Source organism: Chryseobacterium sp. GW823-FHT05E08 (assembly GCF_058795655.1).
This window is the reverse complement of record NZ_JBXAHY010000004.1, coordinates 85,054-106,329: the sequence shown is the minus strand read 5'-3', so window position 1 is coordinate 106,329 and position 21,276 is coordinate 85,054. Positions and strand designations below refer to the sequence as shown.

The window sequence follows — 21,276 nt, the reverse complement described above, 5'->3', positions numbered from 1 at the left end:
AAAACTCATACTGAAAAGTGTGAGTTTTTTCATTTTAAACAATCAAACACAATCACTTAAAATATCCTAAAACCTTATGAAATTAAAAACTCATGAGGTTTTTTAATGTTAAATAATAATTGATTTTAGAAAATTTATAACATTTCCTAATTTTAGGTATAAACTTTGTATTGAATCTTTCAAATAAAGAACAATTATTCACTCTTTATCACAAACTGTTTAACATTAAAAAATATTAATTATGGCTGAAGTAATTGCACAAGAGAAACAAGGAGGCAAGCAAAAGAAAAAATTGATCAGAGTTGACATGACTCCAATGGTAGATTTAGGATTTTTATTAATTACCTTTTTCATGTTTACCACCAACTTTACAAAACCCAATGTGATGGATCTGGGATTGCCTGCGAAAGATCCGAATCCGAAAACAATTAATGACAAAGTAATTGACGATAAAAATCAAATTACGTTTGTTCTTGGAAAAGATAACAGAGTTTTTTATCACCAAAGTAATGAGAAAGAGCTTAATACAAACAATTTAAAAGAAACAGATTTCAGCGGAGTGAAAATTTCAAAGATCATTTCTGAAGCTTACAAAAATGCTCCAAAACCGGAAAATTTCACAGTAATTGTAAAACCTACAGATGAAGCGAACTACAAAAATTTCGTAGACGTTTTAGATAACATCGCAATTTCTAAAAAAGAACGATACGGAATTACAGACATAAAACCTTGGGAAAAGAAAGTTTACGAGGAATTAACAAAATAATACGAAAGGGCATTTTTAAAATGCTCTTTTTTATTTAATTTTGAGACTATAATTTTAAATATTGATGAAAAACCTAATAACCGCAATTGCTATCACAACCTTAGTTGTTTCATGTTCAAAAAAAGACACACAATCTACTCCAAATCAGTCAGACAGCACAAAAATCGTTGATTCTATTAATGCTGCCCGAACAAAAATAAATGACAGCATTAAAGCTAAAAACAGCGAAAATAATTTCAAAGATTTTAGCGGGGATCATAAATTCACTTATCAAAGTCAGAACTCTTCAACAAAAACAGGTTCTGTAAACTTCAAAAAAATGGGCAGGGATGATTATGATGTTTCAGGAAGTATAAAATCCGGCGAAAATTTCGTAACCATTAAAGGATCTGCCGTTGTAGTTTCTCCTAAACATCTGAATTTTACAGGAGAAATCACTCAAAGTATTTCATCAGACAACAACGGAAAACCTTACACCAGAAAAGGGACAAAAACATTCATGTCCAAAGACGGAGGAAAAACCTGGAGACTTCAGGATATGGTAAACGGTTCGGGATTTGTAGATTATATCGATATTCACTTTTAATATTTGAAATCATGCTGCACTTCGAGAAAAAAGGAAACAGAAAAGAGACATTGGTATTACTTCATGGCTTCATGGAAAACAGTTCTATTTGGAGCGATATGGAACCTCATTTGTCTGAAAATTTTTCATTATTAAAAATTGATCTTCCCGGCCACGGAAAATCTGAAATTTATGGAGAAATTCACACCATTGATTTAATGGCTGATGAAGTGAAAAAAGTTTTAGATGATCAGAAATTAGAAAAAGTTCACTTATTAGGACATTCAATGGGAGGTTATATTTCACTGGCTTTTGCTGAAAAATATCCTGAAACACTGAAAAGTTTAACCTTATTTTTTTCAACCTATTTTCCTGATGATGAAGAAAAGAAAGAGCAACGCATAAAAAGCTACAGAATTATCAAAGACGCTTTTTCGCATTATGCAAGAGCCGGAATTCCTAATTTATTTAATCCAAACGAAAGAGATATTCTGGAAGGAAAAATTGAAACAGCTTTAAGAGTTGCCCTTTCAACAAACAATTTAGGAGCTTTAGCCTGTGTAAAAGGTATGGTTGAAAGAACCGAAAAAAAGCATGTCTTAGAAAATCTTGAAGCCAAAATTTTAGTAATAGCAGGAAAACACGACAACGCCGTAAAAACCGATAAAACCATTAAAAACCTCCCAGACAGAACCAATATCAAATCTTACGTTCTTGATTGCGGGCACAACGGGCATTGGGAAAAACCAATAATCTGTGCTGAAATCATCAATACAGAACTTCTTCACAATATGCCGAAAAATTTAGTTTTCTAAAAATTATTTATGAGAATTTTCATCCTTTCAATCGTCTTTCTTTCATTTTTCAGTTGTAAAAAAGAGACGCAATCTTTAGACAAGAACAATCTAAAAGATTCGGTCGCCGTTACGGAAAACACATCGAAAGACACTTTAAAAACTGAACAAAGCAAGCCGGGAATTTTTAATTTCCAAACCGAATTATGTGAAAATAAAGGATATTTTGACGAAAATAAACACACCAAAGAAGAGCTTGAAGGAACTCACACACTTTGGTTCCAAATGGGCGGAATATTACTCAATACACCTTCTGTTTTTAATCTAAAAGGTCTTGATGAAGTAAGAAAAGATAAAGATCAAATTTTATCTAAACTTAATCAAGATTTTCTTGAAAAAAAGAAAACTTTAGAAAATTTAAAAATAGTAAAGGTTCCTTATTGGGAAAATGTGAAAAAGAGTAGAATTCAAGAATTGATGGAGGAATATGAGTTTCGAAAAACTGAAATTCAGGCTTTTTCCGATCCTTCCGTTTTGTTGAATGCTAAACTTTCAAAAGGTTGCGAGAATTTTATAAAAGCTTTAAATTCAAATGACGCTCAAATGATTGAAGAATGGAGAAAACTTCGTGAAAATATGAGCAAAAAAAATGGTGACCCACAAAGAATTTTAAACGAATTTGAAGAACATCTGAATTCTGCTGATAAAAAAGATTACGCCATCATTGATCTAATAACTTTTGGTTGGGGAAACTGCACGAATGGTAATATCAACAGTATTCCGCATGATGAAAAAATGAACAAACAATTTGAAGATCTTTTCATAAAAATTGATTCCGATTGCGATGAACCTTAATATTCTTTTACCAAAAATTCCCGTATATTAGTAAAGATTAAATTTTTCAATGAGTCTATTCTCTTCCAAAAAAAAGAAACCAATCATCGGCCTGACACTTTCGGGTGGAGGAATGCGCGGAATCGCTCATATTGCGGTTCTGAAAGCTTTGGAAGAATACGATTTGAAGCCACAGATCATCTCCGGAACAAGCGCAGGATCAATCATTGCAGCGTTCTATTCTTTTGGGAAATCTCCGGACGAAATGATGGAAATCGTAAAACACACCACATTTTTTTCAAGATCATATTTAAGACTTTCCAAAAACGGTATTTTTAGTTCAAACTTTATTTTAAAATTATTAAAAGATTATTTCCCTGAAGACGACTTTAAAATTCTGAAAATCCCCGTCTATGTTGCGGCCACAGAAATGACCCACGGAATTGTCGATTTCTTTTCGGAAGGCGAACTTTTTACTCCTCTTTTAGCTTCATCAAGCGTTCCTTTTGTACTTCCGCCCGTAAGAGTGGGTGAGAAAATATATATTGATGGCGGTGTTCTGGACAATCTTCCTATTGAACCAATCATTGATAAATGTGATTTTTTAATTGCTTCTCATGTGAATTCAATTAGTTATGACAGTCTCGATAAAATGAGTTTAATGAAAGAATTTGACCGAATTTTACATTTAGCCATCGCAAAATCTGTTTACTCTAAAGCAACATCATGCGATATTTTTCTGGATCCTCCGAAAATGACGAAGTTCAGCTTATTCACTAAAAAAAATCTTGATGTCATGTTTCAAGAGGTTTACGAATATACCTGCAAAGAACTGGAAGACAAAGGACACAGTAGAGTTTCTTGAGTGAAAAAGGTTTGAGAGTTTGAGCGTGATAGTGTTTTAGCGTCAATATAAGGAGCGACAATGACGAAGTAATCTCTTATAAAAAGATTCTTCACTCCACTTCGTTTCGTTCTGAATGACAACTACAATGTAGTCAATCAATTTTACTCAATTACAAAGTTTCCTCTGCAATTTTAGCTTTAAAATTTTCAAGCGTATCTGCTAAAGAAGCATTAGATTTTCCGCCTGCTGCGTTGATATGCCCTCCTCCACTGAAATATTTTCTTGAGAATTGGTTTACATCTACATCATCTTTACTTCTGAAAGATATTTTAATGAAATCATCATACAAATCTTCCATAAAGAAGGCAGACATTCTTACACCAACAATGCTCAATCCATAATTCACAAAACCTTCGGTATCTCCTTTCTGGAAACCATATTCCTGAAGTTCTTTTCTTGTTAAATATAAAACAGCTACTTTACCGTCATTCACCACTTCAATTCTACCTAAAATCAAAGCCAATAAATGAAGACGGGAAACAGTGTTGGTATCCCAAGTGTTGGAAGTTATAATAGAAGGATCAGCTCCTTTTTCAATCAAATTAGCAATAATTCTATGCGTTGCAGCACTTGTAGAACGAAAACGGAAACCTCCTGTATCAGTCATGATTCCCGTGTAAAGACATTCTGCAATATCTTTATTCACCAAATGTTCATCATTCATTGCTTCAATGAAGTGATAAATCATTTGACACGTTGCAGGAATTATCGTATCTGAATATACATAATCAAATTCCTCAGGCTGCTGATGATGATCGATAAGAATTTTTTTAGCTCTGGCTTTTACCAACCAATCGCCCAAAATCCCGATTCTCGCAGGTGAATTAAAATCAAGACAGAAAATAACATCTGCTTCATTAATAATATCAAAAGCTACCTTTCTTTTATATTCGGCAACAACGTTTTTTCTAGCCTCGGGCATCCATTTCAAAAACTTTGGAAAATCATTGGGTACAACCACTTCCGCATTGATTCCTTTTGCATGTAAATAATGCTTTAAGCCCAAACTAGAACCAATAGCATCTCCATCCGGATTATAGTGTGTAAGAATAACTATTTTGTTTTCAGGAATAAGAAGTGCATTAATTTCTAAAAGTTCTATTGGTGTAAACATTTATTTTCTTTAAATTTGAGTCTTCAAAGATAGAGCTTTTAAATAAATCATTACTCATTATTTTTAAACACTGCGCAAGTCATTTATTCATGGGCGTGATAAAATTAACGATGAAAAAAGATTCAATATTTTCTAAAAAAAGAGTCGTTAAGTTTGGAACTTATAAAAAAATCTATATCTTTGCAACCTGAAAAATTAATATTAATTACGACTTAAATATATAGTAATGAGTAAAAGAACATTCCAACCATCGGAGAGAAAAAAAAGAAACAAACACGGTTTCAGAGAAAGAATGTCAACGCCTAACGGTAGAAGAGTTTTGGCAGCAAGAAGAGCTAAAGGTAGAAAGAGTCTATCTGTAAGTTCTGCAAGAGCTAAGAGATAATATCTTAAATTACAATATACAAAAATGCTTGAAAAGAACTTTTTCAGGCATTTTTTGTTGTTAAAATTTACTAAAATTTAGTATCTTTAGGTTTCTTTTTTCTATTTTTAAGATCTGAAAAAATATTTTAGAAATAGCCTCTTAAATTTGAATTATGCCACATACAAATATTGCCGGAGATAGTATTATAAGTTTACAACACGCGAAAATTGCGCAAAAAAACTTCACTGTTCTTTCTGATGTGAATCTTAACATCAAAAAAGGCAGATTCTGTTATCTTATCGGAAAAACGGGTTCAGGGAAAAGCTCATTATTAAAGACGCTTTACGGGCATATTCCGTTAGCGTCCGGACATGGAGCTGTTGTTGGTTTTGATCTCGCAAAAATGAGAACTTCCGACATCCCTAACCTTAGAAGAAAATTAGGAATTGTTTTCCAGGATTTCCAATTGCTTTCTGACAGAACTGTTGAGAAAAATCTGAAATTCGTTCTTGAAGCTACCGGATGGAGCGATAAAACAAAAATGGAAGACCGTATCAACGAGGTTCTTGGAAGCGTAAACATGAAAAGCAAAAAGCACAAAATGCCTCACGAACTTTCCGGTGGAGAGCAACAGCGTGTGGCGATTGCAAGAGCTTTATTAAATCATCCAGACCTTATCTTAGCCGATGAGCCAACTGGAAACCTTGATCCGGAAACTTCTAATGAAATTATGACCTTGCTAAAACAGGTTGCTTTAGAAAACGGAGCTGCTGTGGTAATGGCAACGCATGATTATCACATGATTCAAAATTTCCCTGGAGAGGCGATTAGATGTGAAGACGGAAAAGTTTCTGTGCTGGATACAGCGGAATTGTTTGAGTAAAATTAAAAGATTCAGAAATTTAGAGATTTAGATATTACTAACTTTTAAAATCTAATTTCTAACTTCTATCCCTTAAAAACATGAAATTCTTTAGTGAGTTCAAGATATTGGTCCGAGTATTTTCTCGGACTTTTCTCTATAATAAATTCAGATTCTTCGGGTTGATTTTCAGTTAAAGAAAACTCCAAAATCAGTCTTTTTACTTTTGAATTTTCTATTCCTTTAATGTTGATTCTTCGCGTTAAAAATAATTGATTTTCGTTAGCAATTTCAATGAAATCATTTCCAACCTCCGCAGGGATAATTACAGAAAAAATTCCTTTTTCAGAAAGTAATGTTGATGATTTTGAAATTAATTGTTGAAAATTTAATTCAACCGTTTGTCGGGCAATTTTATCTTTTTCAGAGCCGGATTGTTCAAAATAAGGTGGATTAGAAACTATTAAATCAAACTTCTCTTCTGTTTCAAAATTTTTAAAATCCTGAAGAATATTTTTTAACCTTGAATTAAATATAGACTTCTCAAAATTAGATTTTGTAAGATATACAGCTTCTTCATTAATATCTAAACCTAAAAATTCAGCTTTGGAATTTCTTTGGGCTAACATTAATGAAATCAAGCCCGTACCTGTTCCTATTTCTAAAACTTTAGACTTATTATCTACATTCGCTAAAGCACCCAACAAAACACCGTCTGTTCCTACACGGAAGACGCTTTTAGACTGATAAATTTCGAATTGTTTAAACGTAAAAGGCTTCACTATAAATTGGTTGGCAATGTAATTGTGAATGTTGAACCTTTTCCTACTTCAGATTTTACAGAAATTTCTCCTTTGTAATCTTCCACCATTTTTCTGACCATGGATAAACCAAGTCCCATCCCACTGTTTTTTGACGTGAAATTAGGCTCAAAAATCCTTTCATAAATATTTTCAGGAATCCCAATGCCATTATCCTGAATGGAAACCATCACCCTTCTCTGATGCTGCTCTACATCCACATTAATAATCAATTTTCTTTCATCACTTTCAGCTTGTTTAGCATTCGTAACAAGATTTGTAATGATTCTGGATAGATAAATCCTATCCATATTAATCATAATATTGCTTTTATTGGAATGTATAAAGATACTGTCGTCATTGAAAACACGAAGAATATCTTCAACCTCAGTATTTAGGTTAATAACCTCATTATTTTTCTCAGGAAGTTTCGCAAATTCTGAAAAAGCAGACGCAACTGTCGCAATTAAGTCGATCTGATCAACCATTGTTTTGCTCATTTGCTTTACTCTTTCTCTGATATTTGGATCTTCGGGATCGAATTTTCTTTCAAAATTCTGGATGGTCAATTTCATTGGCGTCAGAGGGTTTTTCACCTCATGAGCAACCTGTTTTGCCATTTCGCGCCAAGCTTCTTCCGAGGCTTTAAAACGCAATCTTTCTTTTTGATCCTGAATCTGGAGAATCATCCTATTATAAGCTCTTGCAAGAGCATTTAGTTCATCATTTTTATAATATCTGATAGGGTGCATTTCATTCTCAAACAATGTAATACGGGTAATCATATCAGAAAACTTCGTAATGGTTTTTGCTAAATTATTAGATGTAATCCAACTCAGCCAAATACTGAATAAAATAAGAAAAATATCAACCAATAAAATATATTTAACATATTGGTGAAGAACATCAAGATACGCCGATTCATTGTGATACAAAGGAATGTACACAATACCTACAGGATCCAGAACATTATTTTTCAACACTAAATAAGACGAAGTAAAAACCGCATCTTTAGCCTGATCATAACCTCTGATATCCACTCTGGCATCGGTAGCCAGAATTTTGTTGACAATATTTAAAGGAATCGTTTTCTGCTCTACCAAACTTTCATCTTTATTAGAAAGCAGATAGTTGCCTTTTAAATCATAAATAACAATATCGTGTTGGTTGATATCCGCGATTTCAAGAATTTTATTCCCCAAAACCTCAGTAAGATCTTTTGTTTCCACAAGAGATCTACTCACAGCATAATCCAAATATCCCATAACGGCATTGGTTTTATCCTGCATATCTATCCTGCTCTGTTCCAGAGAATTACTTCTTAAAACAAAATAAGGAACCAGCGAAGAAGCTGCAACACTTAAAAGACATACGAGCAAGAAACCGAAAAACACCCGATTTCTTAAACTATATCCTTTGTACTTATTTATTGCCATTCTGTTTATTAATTAACCTAGCAATATACTTACCAATTATGTCGAATTCCAGATTAACTTTATCTCCGGTTTTAAGATGCTGCATATTGGTAAACTCCCATGTATATGGAATAATTGCTACTGAAAACTGAGAATCTTCACTTTTTGCAACGGTTAAACTTATTCCGTTTACCGTAATAGAACCTTGAGGAACAGTTACAAAATTTCCGTTGGATTCATATTTAACCGTAATAAAATAACTTCCGTCTTTATTCTCAATTCCTACAACCTCGCCTGTGTGATCAACGTGACCCTGAACGATGTGCCCGTCTAATCTTCCGTCCATTTTCATGCAACGCTCAAGATTTACAACCGTTCCAACGCTCCATTTTCCAAGGTTGGTTTTTTCTAAAGTTTCATTGATCGCTGTAACGACATATTGATCATCTTTAATCTCCACAACCGTTAAACAACAGCCGTTATGAGCAAGACTTTGATCTATTTTTAATTCATTGGTGAAAGGGCATGCTAAAGTAAAATCAATGTTGCTTCCTTTTTCTTCAATCTTTTCAATAACTCCAACTGCTTCAATAATTCCTGTGAACATATTATTTTTTGCTAAATTTGTAAAATTATAATCTTCAAAGATAATCAAAATGAGCCCAAAAAACCATAAAGTACGAGTAGGAATTTCAATCGGGGATTTCAACGGCATAGGACCAGAAATCATCATGAAGTCTCTGAAAGACAAAACAATCACCGATTTTTTCACTCCGGTAATTTTTGGTTCAGGGAAATTATTTACCTATCAGAAAAATATTTTTAAGCTTAATTTAAACTTTAATTACATCAACGAAACTTCACAGGCACAGGCAGGAAAGATCAATATGCTGAATCTTGTGAAAGATAATTCTAATGTAGAATTGGGAAAACCAACCGAAGAATCAACCAAATTGGCGATAGATTCTCTGGAAGCAGCAACCGAAGCTTTAATGAAAGGAGAGATTGATGTTCTTGTGACAGCTCCCATCAATAAAGATGAAATGATGAAGATGGGTTTCAAACATGCCGGCCACACAGGATATTTTGAAGAAAAATTTAATAAAAAAGGATTGATGTTCTTGGTAACGGACGATTTAAAAGTTGCAGTTTCTACCCATCACATTCCATTAGCACAAGTGGCTGAAAATATTTCTAAGGAGAAAATTAAAAAGCAAATCCGAGCTTTAAATCAAACTTTAATTGAAGATTTTAATATTTCCAGACCGAAAATTGCAGTTTTAGGTTTAAATCCACATTCAGGAGACGGCGGCGTGATCGGAAGTGAAGAAATTGAAATTATTTCTCCGGCGATCAAAGAACTTTCAGACAATGGAATTTTGGCCTTTGGTCCTTTTCCTGCAGACAGCTTTTTTCAACCGAGCAAATACAGAAGTTTTGATGCAGTTTTAGCAATGTATCATGATCAGGGATTGGCTCCATTTAAGACTTTAGCTTATGAAGAAGGCGTAAATTATACCGCTGCACTTCCTTTTATCAGAACATCTCCCGACCACGGAGTTGCCTATGATATTGCTGGACAAAATATTGCTGATGAACAAAGTTTTACAGAAGCAATTTTCACAGCTATTAAAATTTTCAAAAACAGAAGCGAATATAACGAGCTGATGAGCAACCGTATGCAGCCAAGAAAAATGGTTAGCGACAACGGAATTGATGAAGATTTACCAGATGAAACTGAAGCATAAATCCTTAAATCAAATTTAAAATTAATTTGTTTGGGATTTTATTTGTAATTATAAAAAAAATGCATATTTTTGCACACTCATTTTATGGACAAGTTAAGAAACTATGACGTGAGCTTTTCCGGACTTAAAACGGGGAAGCATCAGTTCAAATTTGAGATTGACAAGACGTTCTTTCAATTATTTGACACTGAGCAAGAATTTACAAATCCTAAGATTTCAGTAGATGTTTTACTTGATAAACATACTACTTTCTTAGAATTTGAGATAAAAATCGATGGAATCGTAGAATTGGTTTGTGATATTACAAACGACAGCTTCGATTATCCCATTGAAAACGAGATCAAGGTTTTGGTTAAGTTTGGAGAAGAATATGATGACAGCGAAGAAGATGTTATCACGATCCCAACCAGCGACCATGCTTTCAATGTAGCACAGTTGATTTATGAAAATGTAGCCCTTTCCATCCCAATGAAGAAGGTTTCACCAAACATAAGCGACGAAGATCTTGAAATTCTTGAAAAATTCAGTCCGAAAGAGACCGAAGAAGAGGAAGAACCGCAAAGTGATCCCCGATGGGAGGCACTTAAGAAATTAAAAGATAAAAATTAAAATAATTTAAATATGATGAGATGATGAAAAAAATCTCATCGCTCATCAAATTAAAAAAGTTATTACAAGATGGCACATCCAAAGAGAAGACAATCGTCCACAAGAAGAGATAAGAGAAGAACTCACTACAAAGCTGTAGTTCCTCAACTAGCTAAAGATGCAACAACAGGAGAAATGCACCTTTACCACAGAGCTCACTGGCATGAAGGGAAACTTTACTACAGAGGTAAAGTAGTATTGGAAAAAGAAGTAGCAACTACTGAAGAAAACTAAGAAGTCGTTTTTCACTGAAAAACACTCGTTTTTATACAAAAACCGCCCAATTTTTATAAAATTTGGCGGTTTTTTGTTGTTTTTTACGTTTTTTTGGTATCTTTGACCCAAAATCAAATATCAAATTTATGGACATTAAAGACATACAAAATCTTATTAAGTTTGTATCTAAGGCTGAAGTTTCTGAAGTGAAGTACAAAACTAAAGATTTCGAAATCACTATTAAAACTCCATTAGCTGGAAGCGAAGTTTCTTATGCTCAACCTGCAGTTTACCACACTGCACCGCAACAAATGGCTGCTCCGGCACAAGCTCCGGCTGCTGCATCTGCACCTGTTGAAAAAGCTGAAGCTGCATCTGATGACAGCAAATATATTACAATCAAATCTCCAATGATTGGAACTTTCTACAGAAAACCATCTCCGGATAAAGATGTTTTCGTAAACGTTGGTGATGAAGTTTCTGTTGGAAAAGTTGTTTGTGTAATTGAAGCAATGAAATTATTCAACCAGATTGATTCTGAGGTAAGCGGAAAAATCGTTAAGATTTTAGTTGATGATGCTACTCCGGTAGAATACGACCAACCTTTATTCTTAGTAGACCCATCTTAACTAGAAGTTAGATGTTAGACATTAGATGTTAGACTAAAATTCTACATTCAAATAACATTAATCTAATTTTCAAATTATCTAATTTTCAAATTTAAGAAGATGTTCAAAAAAATATTAATTGCCAATCGTGGCGAAATTGCAATGCGTATCTTACGTACTTGTAAAGAAATGGGAATCAAAACTGTTGCGGTATATTCTACTGCCGACAAAGATAGTCTTCACGTTAGATTTGCTGACGAGGCTGTTTGTATTGGTCCCGCAATGAGTAAAGACTCATACCTAAAAATCCCTAACATTATTGCTGCTGCAGAAATTACAAATGCAGACGCGATTCACCCAGGTTACGGATTCTTATCTGAAAACGCTAATTTCTCAAGAATCTGCCAGAAAAACGGTATCAAATTTATTGGTGCTTCCCCTGAGCAGATTGAGAGAATGGGAGACAAAGCTAACGCTAAAGCTACCATGAAAGCAGCAGGTGTACCTTGTGTACCAGGTTCTGAAGGATTAATTGAATCTTACGAGCACGCTGTAAAAACTGCTGAAGAAACTGGTTACCCTGTAATGATCAAAGCTACTGCCGGTGGTGGTGGAAAAGGGATGAGAGCTGTTTGGAAAGCTGAAGACCTTAAAGAACACTGGGAATCTGCAATTCAGGAAGCTGTGGCTGCATTCGGAAACGGAGGTATGTACATGGAAAAACTGATTGAAGAGCCTAGACACATCGAAATTCAGGTTGCAGGTGACCAATTTGGTAAAGCTTGTCACCTTTCTGAAAGAGACTGTTCTGTACAAAGAAGAAATCAGAAATTAACGGAAGAAACTCCATCTCCGTTCATGACTGACGAACTTCGTGAGAAAATGGGTGACGCCGCTGTAAAAGCAGCAGAATTCATTGCTTATGAAGGTGTTGGTACAATTGAATTCTTGGTTGACAAACACAGAAATTTCTATTTCATGGAAATGAATACGAGAATTCAGGTGGAACACCCAATTACTGAGCAGGTTATTGATTATGACTTGATCAGAGAGCAAATTCTTTTGGCTGCCGGAACTCCAATTTCTGGAATTAATTATTATCCAAAATTGCATTCAATCGAATGTAGAATTAATGCTGAAGATCCTTACGCAGATTTCAGACCATCTCCGGGGAAAATCACAGGATTAAACATTCCTGGTGGACACGGAATCAGAGTTGATACTCACGTTTATTCTGGATATACAATTCCATCTAACTACGATTCAATGATTGCAAAATTAATCACGACGGCTCAAACTCGTGAGGAAGCGATTGCAAAAATGAGACGTGCTTTGGAAGAATTCTATATTGAGGGTGTAAAAACTACAATTCCTTTCCACAGACAGTTGATGAATGATGAAGATTATCTTTCAGGAAACTACACTACAAAATTCATGGAGAGTTTTGTAATGGATAGAAAATACGATAATCACTAAGATTATTTTTAAATAAAAACGTTGAAACTGTCTCATTTTGAGGCAGTTTTTTTTTATTTCTAAAATCACTCATTTGTGGTATTGCGAGTTATTTTTAAGTAAATTAATTTTAATTAAAGATTTTTTCAACTTAATTTTAAATCAAACCACAGAATATGAAACAAAAAAATAATTCAAAACAGTTTTTATTATTAATCATGTTTTTCGGATTCTGGAGTTTGTTTTCGGCTCAGGAAAAAACGATTATCAAAATACTTAACCGAGAACTGAAAAAAGAAGTAAAAAATCAATTAAAATATTCTAATTTCAACGGAGATACCATCAATATTATTAAAGAATTCAGTATTGATAATAATAAAAACCTGACTTTTCAAATTAAAAAGACAAGTCCATATTTCATTGGTTATCAAATCATTAAACAAGAAGTTTCGCTTAATAAGATTGTGAAAATCGGGAAAGATATTCAACTAATTTTAGAAACAGAAAAAAACGCTGTTATAACGACGACTGTAACTTTCGACGAAACCAAAAAGGAACAAAAACTTACGGAAAGTCTATTTTTCCTCTACATTTCCAATGAAAAACAAAATGAAGATTTAGGAATTGATCTACAGAAAGCCTTTCAAAAAGCAGGTTTTAAGGTTAAGAAGGATTATTGGTATGATTAAATTAAATCTATTTCAAAAATTACTTGCATGAAACTTAAAGGTATCGAAAAAAACTTTTGGTGGAATTTTGGGCGCATCACAGATTCCAATAAGATTCCGACAGAATTACCCGGCATTACAAGCATTGATTCTACGGATGATGATGAATATTTTGCGATGTTGATTGATAAAATTAAAATCATCAAATTCATTTACCTTAAAGAAACAAAAATTACCGATGAAGGCGTAAAATTGATTTCGGAAGTTCAGCAACTTAAAAGCCTGACATTGATGAAGCATCCGGAAATAACTAAAAAAGCCTACCCTATCTCAACAAATTAACAGATTTGGAATATCTTGATATCTGGAGAACAGAAATTCTGCTGAGAGACGTTCACGAATTAAATCAATTAAAAAATCTAAAAGAATTGCATGTTTCTTCTGTAAAATATGAATACAGCGAATATTCCGAAATGGATAGAGATCGTATTTTAGAAGAAATCATCAAACTGAAAATAATTCTACCAAACTGTGTTTTTTACGTAGATCACAATATTTATCAATAATTTTTAGGCATGATATTCATTTAAATTTCATAAAAAAAACATTCTTTTTATTTATTATTACTGATTCAAGTCACTTTCACAACTTTAAAATAAATCACTAACTTTGTACAAAAGCAAAAATATATGTCAACAGTAGAAACAGCAAAAAACTCACAGTATTTTATTGACCTTGAAGACAAACATGGTGCCCACAACTATCACCCTCTTCCAGTGGTTTTAGACCGTGGAGAAGGCGTTTTCGTTTGGGATGTGGAAGGCAAGAAATATTATGATTTCCTTTCTGCTTACTCTGCTGTAAATCAAGGACATTCTCATCCTAAAATTGTTGAAGCTTTAGTCAATCAGGCTAAGAAATTAGCTTTAACATCAAGAGCTTTTTACAACTCTAATTTAGGAGAATACGAACAGAAAATTACCACCCTTTTTGGTTTTGATAAAGTTTTACCAATGAATTCCGGAGCAGAAGCTGTGGAAACTGCGGTAAAATTAGCAAGAAAGTGGAGTTATGAAGTAAAAGGAATTTCAGAAAACGCTGCAAAAATCATTGTTTGTGAGAATAATTTTCACGGAAGAACGACAACGATTGTTTCTTTTTCAAATGATCCTGATGCGAATCAAAATTATGGTCCTTTTACTCCAGGATTTATTAAAATTCCGTACAATGATATCAAAGCTTTAGAGGAAATTTTAACTCAAGATGCTCAAAATATTGCTGCATTTTTGGTTGAACCGATTCAAGGAGAAGCAGGAGTTTACGTTCCGGACGAAAATTTCCTGAAAAATGCTTCTGAATTATGTAAAAAACACAACGTTCTTTTCATTGCCGATGAAGTACAAACCGGTATTGCAAGAACAGGTAGATTAATTGCTTGTCACCACGAAGATGTACAGCCTGATATTTTAATTTTAGGAAAAGCACTTTCCGGCGGAATGTATCCCGTGTCTGCTGTATTGGCAAACAATGAGATCATGAATGTTATCAAACCCGGACAACACGGTTCAACATTCGGAGGAAATCCGATTGCCTGTGCGGTTGCCATTGCAGCTTTAGATGTTGTTGCTGATGAAAAACTATCTGAAAGAGCAGAAGAATTAGGTCAATTATTCAGAAGTGAAATTGAAAAACTGATTGAAAAATCTGATTTGATTACGAAAGTAAGAGGAAAGGGTCTGCTAAATGCTATTTTGATCAATGATACTCCGGACAGCTCAACTGCATGGAATCTTTGTTTACAATTAAAAGAAAACGGATTGCTGGCAAAACCTACCCACGGAAATATCATCAGATTGGCTCCGCCATTGGTAATTACAGAAGAACAATTACTTGATTGTGTGAGAATTATTGAGAAAACGATATTAGAATATACAAAATAAATATGCCTGAACTCACTGAAAAAGTAAGTGGCTTAATCATAACGTATAACGAAGAAAAAAACATTCGGGAAGTACTCGAATGTTTTGATTTTTGTGACGAGATTGTAGTAGTTGATTCATTTAGTACAGATAAAACATTGGAAATTGCACAAACATTTCCCAATGTGAAAATTATTCAAAACACTTTTGAGGACTTTACAAAGCAAAGAAATTTAGCTTTAGACCATGCTAAAAACGATTGGGCACTATTTTTGGATGGTGATGAGAGGATAACACCTCAACTTAGAAGCGAGATCATCGAAAAGTTAAACAGACCCTATAAAAAAGATGCCTACTATTTTTACAGAAAATTCTTTTTCGCAGGAAAACCTATCAACTATTCAGGAACTCAGACTGATAAGAATTTTAGACTTTTTAGAAGATCTAAAGCGAGGTATATCGCAGGGAAAAAAGTTCATGAAACTTTAGAAGTTAACGGAACAATCGGAGAGTTTAAAAATAAACTGCTGCATTATTCCGTTTCAGATTATGAGTCGTATAAACAAAAGATGATTCATTATGGAGTTTTAAAAGGACAGGAATTAGCTATAAAAGGTAAGAAATACAGTATTTTAGCTCAATACTCTAAAACGGCATTTAAGTTTTTTAAGGCTTATATTATGAGGCTTGGAATTTTGGACGGAAAAGAAGGCTATCAGCTTTCCTACCTGCAGTCATTAAGTGTTTTTGAAACTTATGAATCATTAAAAAAAGAGCAAAATTAGTTGATGAAGATTTGTATAATTAGTTATGATTTCTGGGGTTATGATCAATATATTGTTGAGACATTAAGCAAAAAAGGCATTAATGCTCATCATATTAAGATCGCTTCAATTACTCACTCTAACTTTGGAGAAAGGGCTACCAATGCCCTAAGCAAAACTCTTCTCAACAGAAACCTAAAGAAAGAAAAAAGACAGCAGTTTGTTCTGGATTCATTGGATGAACAAGGTCACTATGATCAGATTTTAGTTTTAAATCCTGATACATTCAGCATATCTACTTTAGAAAAAATAAAAAACCATACCGACAGGCTCATTACTTATCTTTATGATAGTCTCGACAGAGTTCCTGTAAATGAAAATAAATTAAAACTTTTTGATAAAATTTTCTCGTTTGACATCGCTGATATTGATAAATTTGGATTTGAAAAACTAACCAATTACATTTATCTTCCCCATCTCTCAAACGACGTACAAAAGCCAGAAATGGATCTTTTCTATATTACTTCTTATGATAACAAAAGGGTTTCATTTATAAAAACATTGGCAAAAAGATTAATTGACCTTGATCTAAAATTTCAGATCATGATCATAGGAAAAAAAGGCTGGAAACATCAAATCAAAAATCTGTTTACTACTGTTCCTGAAAATTTATCTATTATTTTCAGCATCAAAAAAATATGTCACGAAAAGTTGCCTAAATTTTATCAAAATTCAAAGGCTTTATTGGATTTGACTCGTGAAAATCAATATGGTCTGAGTTTTAGGGTATTTGAGGCGATGGCTTTAGATAAAAAAATTATTACAGACAATGAAGCCATTAAAAATTACGATTTTTATAATCCTAATAATATTTTGGTTTTAGACGAAACTTGTAGTAACCTTGACAGAGAATTCTTTGATAAGCCTTATGAAAAAATTCCGGAGGATATCTATTATCAATACACGCTTGATCATTGGACAAACAGAGTTTTTGAATTAAATAAAGACTAATAAATGGGAATTCTAAAGAAAATCAAGAAATATTTCAACAGAAAAGAAAAACTCAAAGCTCTTAATACCAATGATATTGTCAATATAGAATTATTTGATTCATCAAAAAAAACAATATTATTCGCTTCGAGGGACTTCCCTACTCATGATAAAGATTCCGGATCAAACAGGTTGAAAGAAATCATTTTGATCTATAAACAATTAGGATATAACTGTATTCTATTCGCTCTCAATATGTTTGAGGATGATTCTTATGTGAAATTTTATAAACAGCATCAGGTCATCGTATTTGTAGAAAACACAAAATATAACAGTATTTACAATTTCATTTCTGCTTTTAAAAACATTGATTATGTGTGGTTTAATGGTCCACTTGCATTAAATTTATTCTACAGGAAAATGAAAAACATTCTGCCCAATACAAAATTCATGTATGATATGGTGGATATTCATTTTTTAAGATATAAAAGAGCAATTGAAATTGAACCTAACCGTATTTCTTTAAAGAAAAACTATAAACATTTCTTTCATCTTGAAACTGTAATCGCTCCAAAATTGGATTACATTATTGCAATTTCGGACAAGGAAAAAGAAATAATGAGTGAATATGTGGATAAAAATAAAATCATTACGATTTCAAATATTCACTATCCGAAAATTGATATTTCCGAAAGAAAATCATTTAATGAAAGTAAAGGAATCATTTTCATAGGCTCAATCCACGAACCGAATATTGATGCTGTAAGATTTTTATACGAGAAAATAATGCCTCTTGTCTGGAAAACAAACCCCGAACTGAAAGTAAGCGTAATTGGTAACGTTGCAGATAAATTAGACATCAAACAATTTCCAAAATTTGATTTCCTGGGCTTTGTTGAAAGTATTGAAGATCATTTTATTACTTCAAAAATCATGGTCGCTCCGCTAAGGTTTGGTGCCGGAGTTAAAGGAAAAATAGGACAGGCTTTTGAATACTTTTTCCCTGTAGTAACCACTGATATTGGCGCAGAAGGAATGCAATTGATCAATGAGAAAAATGTATTGATCGCAAATGACGAAAAAACATTTGCTGAAGCTATTCTTCGACTAAACAATGATGAAGAGCTATGGAATACACTAAGAGACAATTCAATAGACAGTCTGAAACCTTTTTCTTTGGAAACTGTAAAAGAAAAAATTAAAACATTATAATAAATGCAGCTAAGTATAAATTATCATGGCTTTTTTGACGGAAATTTTGGAATTTCTGAAGCAACCCGATTAAATGCTTTAGCTCTGGAAAGTATTGGAGTAAAAGTAAATCGCATCAATTATTCCAGCGAAACTTTTGAGAGAATAGAGAATAGTGTTACCTCAAAAAATGAAACTTCAATCAATGTTTTTCATATAAATATTAACTTCATTAATGATTTTTTCTCTAAAAATCAGGATCTAGATCTTAGCAATTATTATAATATCATTTATTGGGCTTGGGAATTTCCAGAAGTTTCGGATAAAGTAGTTGAGATTTTAAATGTCTTTGATGAACTTTGGGTTCCTAGTGATTTTTGTGTTAATATTTTTACAAAGTATACAGGAATTCCTGTTATCAGATTTTCTCACCCGATTCAGAAGTTAGAAGATTCAAAAGAATTTGATCTAAAAGAATATAATATTCCACAAAACGCAAAGGTTTATCTTACTATTTTTGATTCTTTGAGTACAACGATCAGAAAGAACCCTGAGGCAACTCTTGAGGCTTTTACGAGTGTATTTAAAGAAGAAAAGGAAAGTGTTTTAATTGTAAAAACACACAATCTTGAAAGGAGTAAAGATGCCCAAAAAGCATTAGAAAAATATAATAATATTTCGAATGTAATCATCATTAATGATCATTTTTCAAAAGAAAAACTACATTCTTTGATTCAGCAATCCGATGTTTTAATTTCTCTTCATGGCTCGGAAGGCTTTGGTCTAACCATGGCAGAAGCAATGGCTTACGGAAAGATTGTAGTAGGAACGGGATATTCCGGAAACCTGGATTTTATGAATGTGAATAATAGTTTTCTCGTTCAGTATGATTTTATCAAAACATCGAATACAAAAGGCTTAATTGATGAAGGCTTGACATTAGCAAAACCAAGACTGGGAGATGCCATTCAAAAATTACAGTACATCAAGGATAATTTTGATTCATTAAACAATATAAGAGAAAGTGCAAAATCTCAAATTGAAAATAATTTTTCTCTTGAATCTATCGGAGAATTATTTAAAATAAGGTTAAACTTTATTACTGAATTTGATAAAAAAGAAAACAACGGCAGCAATAATGTAAATAATGTTTTCTATTTAAGCGAAATTGAAAAATTAAATAAAAAAGTTAATTATCTGGAACGCACCCTTTATAATAAAATAAGAAAAAAGGTAAATATATTTTTAAAGAAAATCAAAGGCAAGAAGTAATTATTTCTTGCCTTTTTTATTTCTTATGTACATTTTTATATTGTAAATAAATTGAATCGGAGCACTTTTTCTGTAAATTCTTAGTTCATTTTTCAATGAAATATTTTCAATATATAGAGTGATAAGCTCGTTTTTCGCAGGACTTGGTGCTATAGACTTGTATACATTTTTTATTAATCCATCTGCAATACTCGCTATTTTTTTTGATGAAAAATTCCTATAAATACTTTCTTCTCCTTTGAGAGCCACCTCGCGAACGGCTTGTGAATTTTCTTTTACCAATTTCATCAATTCTGCGGCGTGATCAACACTTGGTTCAGACCAAATCGTATTGCTATCATAATTTATCACCGAAGAATCAATCTTAGCCTTTTTAAAATCCACAAGGAAACTATTATCCTTATTCATAAATTCAAGATTTCCGGAATAATTTGTGGCAATTACCGGTTTACCGAAAAACATGGCTTCTGCCATAGTTAGACCAAAACCTTCAGATCTATGTAGAGAGACGTAAGCACTGCAGCCTTTAATAATTTTATGTAAAGTTTGCTTATCATATATTTTTTCTACAATTTTTATATTTTTAAATCCACTGATATGAGATTCCAGCAATTCTCTTTCTTTTACAAATTTGGTAGATTTTGAAGTTTTTATAATTAGTGAAACACTTGTATCCTCCTTTCCAAAAGCTTTTTCGAATGCATTAATAAGATTCAATGTGTTTTTTCTTTCCATTGAACTGTTATAATCGAACATGAAAAAGAAATTAAAAGTATTTTTATTATAAAAAGTCGCTGCTTCTTCATCCGGAGCATCATCAACTTCAATTTCGATAGGATAAGGAACTACATTTACCGGAATATCACAAACTTTAGTAAGAATATCTTTGCAATATTGTGCAGGTACCCAGATCTCATCATAAAAACTGAAATTATCAATATATTCCTGCGGAATGTATTCTGATTCCCAATTCAAATAAAAAATATTATATTTATTTTTAAAAAAATCTTCCGGATAATGGATAAGAACCCTCTTTGCTTCAGATGGGCCCAACAAAACTAAATTAACAGGATAAATAGCTTTGTCGCTAAAATTATTAAATGTATTATCATTATGCTCGTGATTTGTTTCGACATCATAGTTAATTAATGAAACGGGAATTTCGGCTTTGTTTAATGCTTTGATAATTAGCCTTACCGCTTCACCAAGACCAAATTCCCCACCAATGAAGCCAAATACGTTTACTCCCATTTTTTTTTCCATAATAATTTTACTCTTAAAAAAATAAATATTTAACTACAAAGATAATCGTTTTTGTATATTTAGGTTCTTCGTTTATTTAAAAAACGTAAATTTGCAAATTCTCAATTAGT

25 protein-coding genes are annotated in these 21,276 nt (G+C 32.8%); 20 read left to right on the top strand and 5 right to left on the bottom strand.

The features are described 5' to 3' along the window. Positions 1 to 241 precede the first annotated feature (241 nt). The 5 genes from AC1Q7L_RS14635 to AC1Q7L_RS14615 all read left to right on the top strand — a co-directional run bounded on the left by AC1Q7L_RS14635 (position 242) and on the right by AC1Q7L_RS14615 (position 3,824). Complete coding sequence (locus AC1Q7L_RS14635) at positions 242 to 766, top strand: biopolymer transporter ExbD (RefSeq protein WP_492306949.1); 525 nt, start codon at positions 242 to 244, stop codon at positions 764 to 766. Between the two features lie 64 nt (positions 767 to 830). Further along, positions 831 to 1,352, top strand: a complete 522-nt coding sequence (locus tag AC1Q7L_RS14630) for a hypothetical protein (RefSeq protein ID WP_492306950.1) — start codon at positions 831 to 833, stop codon at positions 1,350 to 1,352. Positions 1,353 to 1,363: 11 nt separating this feature from the next. Next, a complete protein-coding gene (locus AC1Q7L_RS14625; RefSeq protein WP_492306951.1) occupies positions 1,364 to 2,146 on the top strand; it encodes an alpha/beta fold hydrolase in 783 nt (260 codons plus the stop codon). A 9-nt stretch (positions 2,147 to 2,155) separates the two neighbouring features. Beyond that, entirely contained in the window at positions 2,156 to 2,980 is an 825-nt protein-coding gene (locus AC1Q7L_RS14620) for a hypothetical protein (protein WP_492306952.1), read from the top strand. A 49-nt stretch (positions 2,981 to 3,029) separates the two neighbouring features. Beyond that, positions 3,030 to 3,824 (top strand): patatin-like phospholipase family protein, encoded by a 795-nt coding sequence (locus AC1Q7L_RS14615; RefSeq protein ID WP_492306953.1) that lies wholly within the window; start codon positions 3,030 to 3,032, stop codon positions 3,822 to 3,824. A 151-nt stretch (positions 3,825 to 3,975) separates the two neighbouring features. Here AC1Q7L_RS14615 and AC1Q7L_RS14610 read toward each other — a convergent pair whose 3' ends face one another. Further along, entirely contained in the window at positions 3,976 to 4,980 is a 1,005-nt protein-coding gene (locus AC1Q7L_RS14610) for a DHH family phosphoesterase (RefSeq protein ID WP_492306954.1), read from the bottom strand. Positions 4,981 to 5,206: 226 nt separating this feature from the next. On the opposite strand from AC1Q7L_RS14610, the gene rpmH reads away from it, so the two are divergent. Beyond that, positions 5,207 to 5,365, top strand: a complete 159-nt coding sequence (rpmH, locus tag AC1Q7L_RS14605) for a 50S ribosomal protein L34 (RefSeq protein WP_054511485.1) — start codon at positions 5,207 to 5,209, stop codon at positions 5,363 to 5,365. Between the two features lie 154 nt (positions 5,366 to 5,519). After that, positions 5,520 to 6,230: a cell division ATP-binding protein FtsE gene (locus AC1Q7L_RS14600; RefSeq protein WP_066754755.1), complete on the top strand. Its 711-nt coding sequence runs from the start codon at positions 5,520 to 5,522 to the stop codon at positions 6,228 to 6,230. A gap of 65 nt (positions 6,231 to 6,295) precedes the next feature. Here the strand turns inward: AC1Q7L_RS14600 and AC1Q7L_RS14595 are convergent, their stop codons facing one another. From AC1Q7L_RS14595 to AC1Q7L_RS14585, 3 genes are read right to left on the bottom strand one after another with little or no spacing between them, the layout of a single operon-like run. Next, complete coding sequence (locus AC1Q7L_RS14595) at positions 6,296 to 6,991, bottom strand: tRNA1(Val) (adenine(37)-N6)-methyltransferase (protein ID WP_492306955.1); 696 nt, start codon at positions 6,989 to 6,991, stop codon at positions 6,296 to 6,298. After that, positions 6,991 to 8,445, bottom strand: a complete 1,455-nt coding sequence (locus AC1Q7L_RS14590; RefSeq protein WP_410693690.1) for a sensor histidine kinase — start codon at positions 8,443 to 8,445, stop codon at positions 6,991 to 6,993. The genes AC1Q7L_RS14595 and AC1Q7L_RS14590 overlap by 1 nt, the downstream gene beginning before the upstream one ends. Then, positions 8,432 to 9,031 carry a riboflavin synthase gene (locus AC1Q7L_RS14585; protein ID WP_492306956.1) on the bottom strand — a complete coding sequence of 200 codons (600 nt, stop codon included), beginning with the start codon at positions 9,029 to 9,031 and terminating at the stop codon, positions 8,432 to 8,434. Before AC1Q7L_RS14585 ends, AC1Q7L_RS14590 begins: the two co-directional genes overlap by 14 nt. 49 nt (positions 9,032 to 9,080) lie before the next feature. Between AC1Q7L_RS14585 and pdxA the strand changes: the two genes are divergently transcribed. The 13 genes from pdxA (at position 9,081) to AC1Q7L_RS14520 (ending at position 19,903) form a co-directional block, all read left to right on the top strand. Further along, positions 9,081 to 10,172 (top strand): 4-hydroxythreonine-4-phosphate dehydrogenase PdxA, encoded by a 1,092-nt coding sequence (gene pdxA / locus AC1Q7L_RS14580; protein WP_410693692.1) that lies wholly within the window; start codon positions 9,081 to 9,083, stop codon positions 10,170 to 10,172. An 84-nt stretch (positions 10,173 to 10,256) separates the two neighbouring features. Beyond that, positions 10,257 to 10,781 carry a YceD family protein gene (locus AC1Q7L_RS14575; RefSeq protein ID WP_492306957.1) on the top strand — a complete coding sequence of 175 codons (525 nt, stop codon included), beginning with the start codon at positions 10,257 to 10,259 and terminating at the stop codon, positions 10,779 to 10,781. Between the two features lie 69 nt (positions 10,782 to 10,850). After that, positions 10,851 to 11,054 carry a 50S ribosomal protein L32 gene (gene rpmF, locus AC1Q7L_RS14570; protein ID WP_034678990.1) on the top strand — a complete coding sequence of 68 codons (204 nt, stop codon included), beginning with the start codon at positions 10,851 to 10,853 and terminating at the stop codon, positions 11,052 to 11,054. Positions 11,055 to 11,182: 128 nt separating this feature from the next. After that, the gene (gene accB, locus AC1Q7L_RS14565) at positions 11,183 to 11,665 is read left to right on the top strand and encodes an acetyl-CoA carboxylase biotin carboxyl carrier protein (protein WP_492306958.1); all 483 of its coding nucleotides are present in this window, start codon (positions 11,183 to 11,185) and stop codon (positions 11,663 to 11,665) included. Between the two features lie 99 nt (positions 11,666 to 11,764). Next, the gene (gene accC / locus AC1Q7L_RS14560; protein WP_410693695.1) at positions 11,765 to 13,120 is read left to right on the top strand and encodes an acetyl-CoA carboxylase biotin carboxylase subunit; all 1,356 of its coding nucleotides are present in this window, start codon (positions 11,765 to 11,767) and stop codon (positions 13,118 to 13,120) included. Positions 13,121 to 13,275: 155 nt separating this feature from the next. Beyond that, on the top strand, positions 13,276 to 13,788 hold the full coding sequence (locus tag AC1Q7L_RS14555) for a hypothetical protein (RefSeq protein ID WP_492306959.1): 513 nt from the start codon (positions 13,276 to 13,278) through the stop codon (positions 13,786 to 13,788). A 27-nt stretch (positions 13,789 to 13,815) separates the two neighbouring features. Next, positions 13,816 to 14,109, top strand: a complete 294-nt coding sequence (locus tag AC1Q7L_RS14550) for a hypothetical protein (protein ID WP_492306960.1) — start codon at positions 13,816 to 13,818, stop codon at positions 14,107 to 14,109. A 5-nt stretch (positions 14,110 to 14,114) separates the two neighbouring features. Then, on the top strand, positions 14,115 to 14,333 hold the full coding sequence (locus AC1Q7L_RS14545) for a hypothetical protein (RefSeq protein ID WP_492306961.1): 219 nt from the start codon (positions 14,115 to 14,117) through the stop codon (positions 14,331 to 14,333). 123 nt (positions 14,334 to 14,456) lie between these two features. Next, entirely contained in the window at positions 14,457 to 15,707 is a 1,251-nt protein-coding gene (gene rocD, locus AC1Q7L_RS14540; protein ID WP_492306962.1) for an ornithine--oxo-acid transaminase, read from the top strand. A gap of 2 nt (positions 15,708 to 15,709) precedes the next feature. Further along, entirely contained in the window at positions 15,710 to 16,471 is a 762-nt protein-coding gene (locus AC1Q7L_RS14535; RefSeq protein ID WP_492306963.1) for a glycosyltransferase family 2 protein, read from the top strand. Between the two features lie 3 nt (positions 16,472 to 16,474). After that, a complete protein-coding gene (locus AC1Q7L_RS14530; RefSeq protein WP_492306964.1) occupies positions 16,475 to 17,461 on the top strand; it encodes a WaaS/CpsH family glycosyltransferase in 987 nt (328 codons plus the stop codon). Between the two features lie 3 nt (positions 17,462 to 17,464). Then, complete coding sequence (locus AC1Q7L_RS14525) at positions 17,465 to 18,652, top strand: glycosyltransferase family 4 protein (RefSeq protein WP_492306965.1); 1,188 nt, start codon at positions 17,465 to 17,467, stop codon at positions 18,650 to 18,652. A gap of 3 nt (positions 18,653 to 18,655) precedes the next feature. Then, positions 18,656 to 19,903, top strand: coding sequence for a glycosyltransferase (locus AC1Q7L_RS14520; RefSeq protein WP_492306966.1), 1,248 nt, complete (start codon positions 18,656 to 18,658; stop codon positions 19,901 to 19,903). Here the strand turns inward: AC1Q7L_RS14520 and AC1Q7L_RS14515 are convergent, their stop codons facing one another. Next, positions 19,904 to 21,166, bottom strand: coding sequence for a glycosyltransferase (locus AC1Q7L_RS14515; protein WP_492306967.1), 1,263 nt, complete (start codon positions 21,164 to 21,166; stop codon positions 19,904 to 19,906). Positions 21,167 to 21,276 lie beyond the last annotated feature (110 nt).

Excerpts from the sequence above, each read along its gene's own strand:
- rpmH (WP_054511485.1), top strand. The coding sequence starts at position 5,207 with ATGAGTAAAAGAACATTCCAACCATCGGAGAGAAAAAAAAGAAACAAA.
- rpmF (WP_034678990.1), top strand. The coding sequence starts at position 10,851 with ATGGCACATCCAAAGAGAAGACAATCGTCCACAAGAAGAGATAAGAGA.
- pdxA (WP_410693692.1), top strand. The coding sequence starts at position 9,081 with ATGAGCCCAAAAAACCATAAAGTACGAGTAGGAATTTCAATCGGGGAT.
- AC1Q7L_RS14515 (WP_492306967.1), bottom strand. The coding sequence starts at position 21,166 with ATGGAAAAAAAAATGGGAGTAAACGTATTTGGCTTCATTGGTGGGGAA.
- accC (WP_410693695.1), top strand. The coding sequence starts at position 11,765 with ATGTTCAAAAAAATATTAATTGCCAATCGTGGCGAAATTGCAATGCGT.
- AC1Q7L_RS14600 (WP_066754755.1), top strand. The coding sequence starts at position 5,520 with ATGCCACATACAAATATTGCCGGAGATAGTATTATAAGTTTACAACAC.
- AC1Q7L_RS14550 (WP_492306960.1), top strand. The coding sequence starts at position 13,816 with ATGAAACTTAAAGGTATCGAAAAAAACTTTTGGTGGAATTTTGGGCGC.
- AC1Q7L_RS14520 (WP_492306966.1), top strand. The coding sequence starts at position 18,656 with ATGCAGCTAAGTATAAATTATCATGGCTTTTTTGACGGAAATTTTGGA.
- AC1Q7L_RS14585 (WP_492306956.1), bottom strand. The coding sequence starts at position 9,031 with ATGTTCACAGGAATTATTGAAGCAGTTGGAGTTATTGAAAAGATTGAA.
- AC1Q7L_RS14555 (WP_492306959.1), top strand. The coding sequence starts at position 13,276 with ATGAAACAAAAAAATAATTCAAAACAGTTTTTATTATTAATCATGTTT.
- AC1Q7L_RS14625 (WP_492306951.1), top strand. The coding sequence starts at position 1,364 with ATGCTGCACTTCGAGAAAAAAGGAAACAGAAAAGAGACATTGGTATTA.
- AC1Q7L_RS14535 (WP_492306963.1), top strand. The coding sequence starts at position 15,710 with ATGCCTGAACTCACTGAAAAAGTAAGTGGCTTAATCATAACGTATAAC.
- accB (WP_492306958.1), top strand. The coding sequence starts at position 11,183 with ATGGACATTAAAGACATACAAAATCTTATTAAGTTTGTATCTAAGGCT.
- AC1Q7L_RS14630 (WP_492306950.1), top strand. The coding sequence starts at position 831 with ATGAAAAACCTAATAACCGCAATTGCTATCACAACCTTAGTTGTTTCA.
- AC1Q7L_RS14590 (WP_410693690.1), bottom strand. The coding sequence starts at position 8,445 with ATGGCAATAAATAAGTACAAAGGATATAGTTTAAGAAATCGGGTGTTT.
- AC1Q7L_RS14615 (WP_492306953.1), top strand. The coding sequence starts at position 3,030 with ATGAGTCTATTCTCTTCCAAAAAAAAGAAACCAATCATCGGCCTGACA.
- AC1Q7L_RS14635 (WP_492306949.1), top strand. The coding sequence starts at position 242 with ATGGCTGAAGTAATTGCACAAGAGAAACAAGGAGGCAAGCAAAAGAAA.
- AC1Q7L_RS14525 (WP_492306965.1), top strand. The coding sequence starts at position 17,465 with ATGGGAATTCTAAAGAAAATCAAGAAATATTTCAACAGAAAAGAAAAA.
- AC1Q7L_RS14530 (WP_492306964.1), top strand. The coding sequence starts at position 16,475 with ATGAAGATTTGTATAATTAGTTATGATTTCTGGGGTTATGATCAATAT.
- rocD (WP_492306962.1), top strand. The coding sequence starts at position 14,457 with ATGTCAACAGTAGAAACAGCAAAAAACTCACAGTATTTTATTGACCTT.
- AC1Q7L_RS14610 (WP_492306954.1), bottom strand. The coding sequence starts at position 4,980 with ATGTTTACACCAATAGAACTTTTAGAAATTAATGCACTTCTTATTCCT.
- AC1Q7L_RS14620 (WP_492306952.1), top strand. The coding sequence starts at position 2,156 with ATGAGAATTTTCATCCTTTCAATCGTCTTTCTTTCATTTTTCAGTTGT.
- AC1Q7L_RS14575 (WP_492306957.1), top strand. The coding sequence starts at position 10,257 with ATGGACAAGTTAAGAAACTATGACGTGAGCTTTTCCGGACTTAAAACG.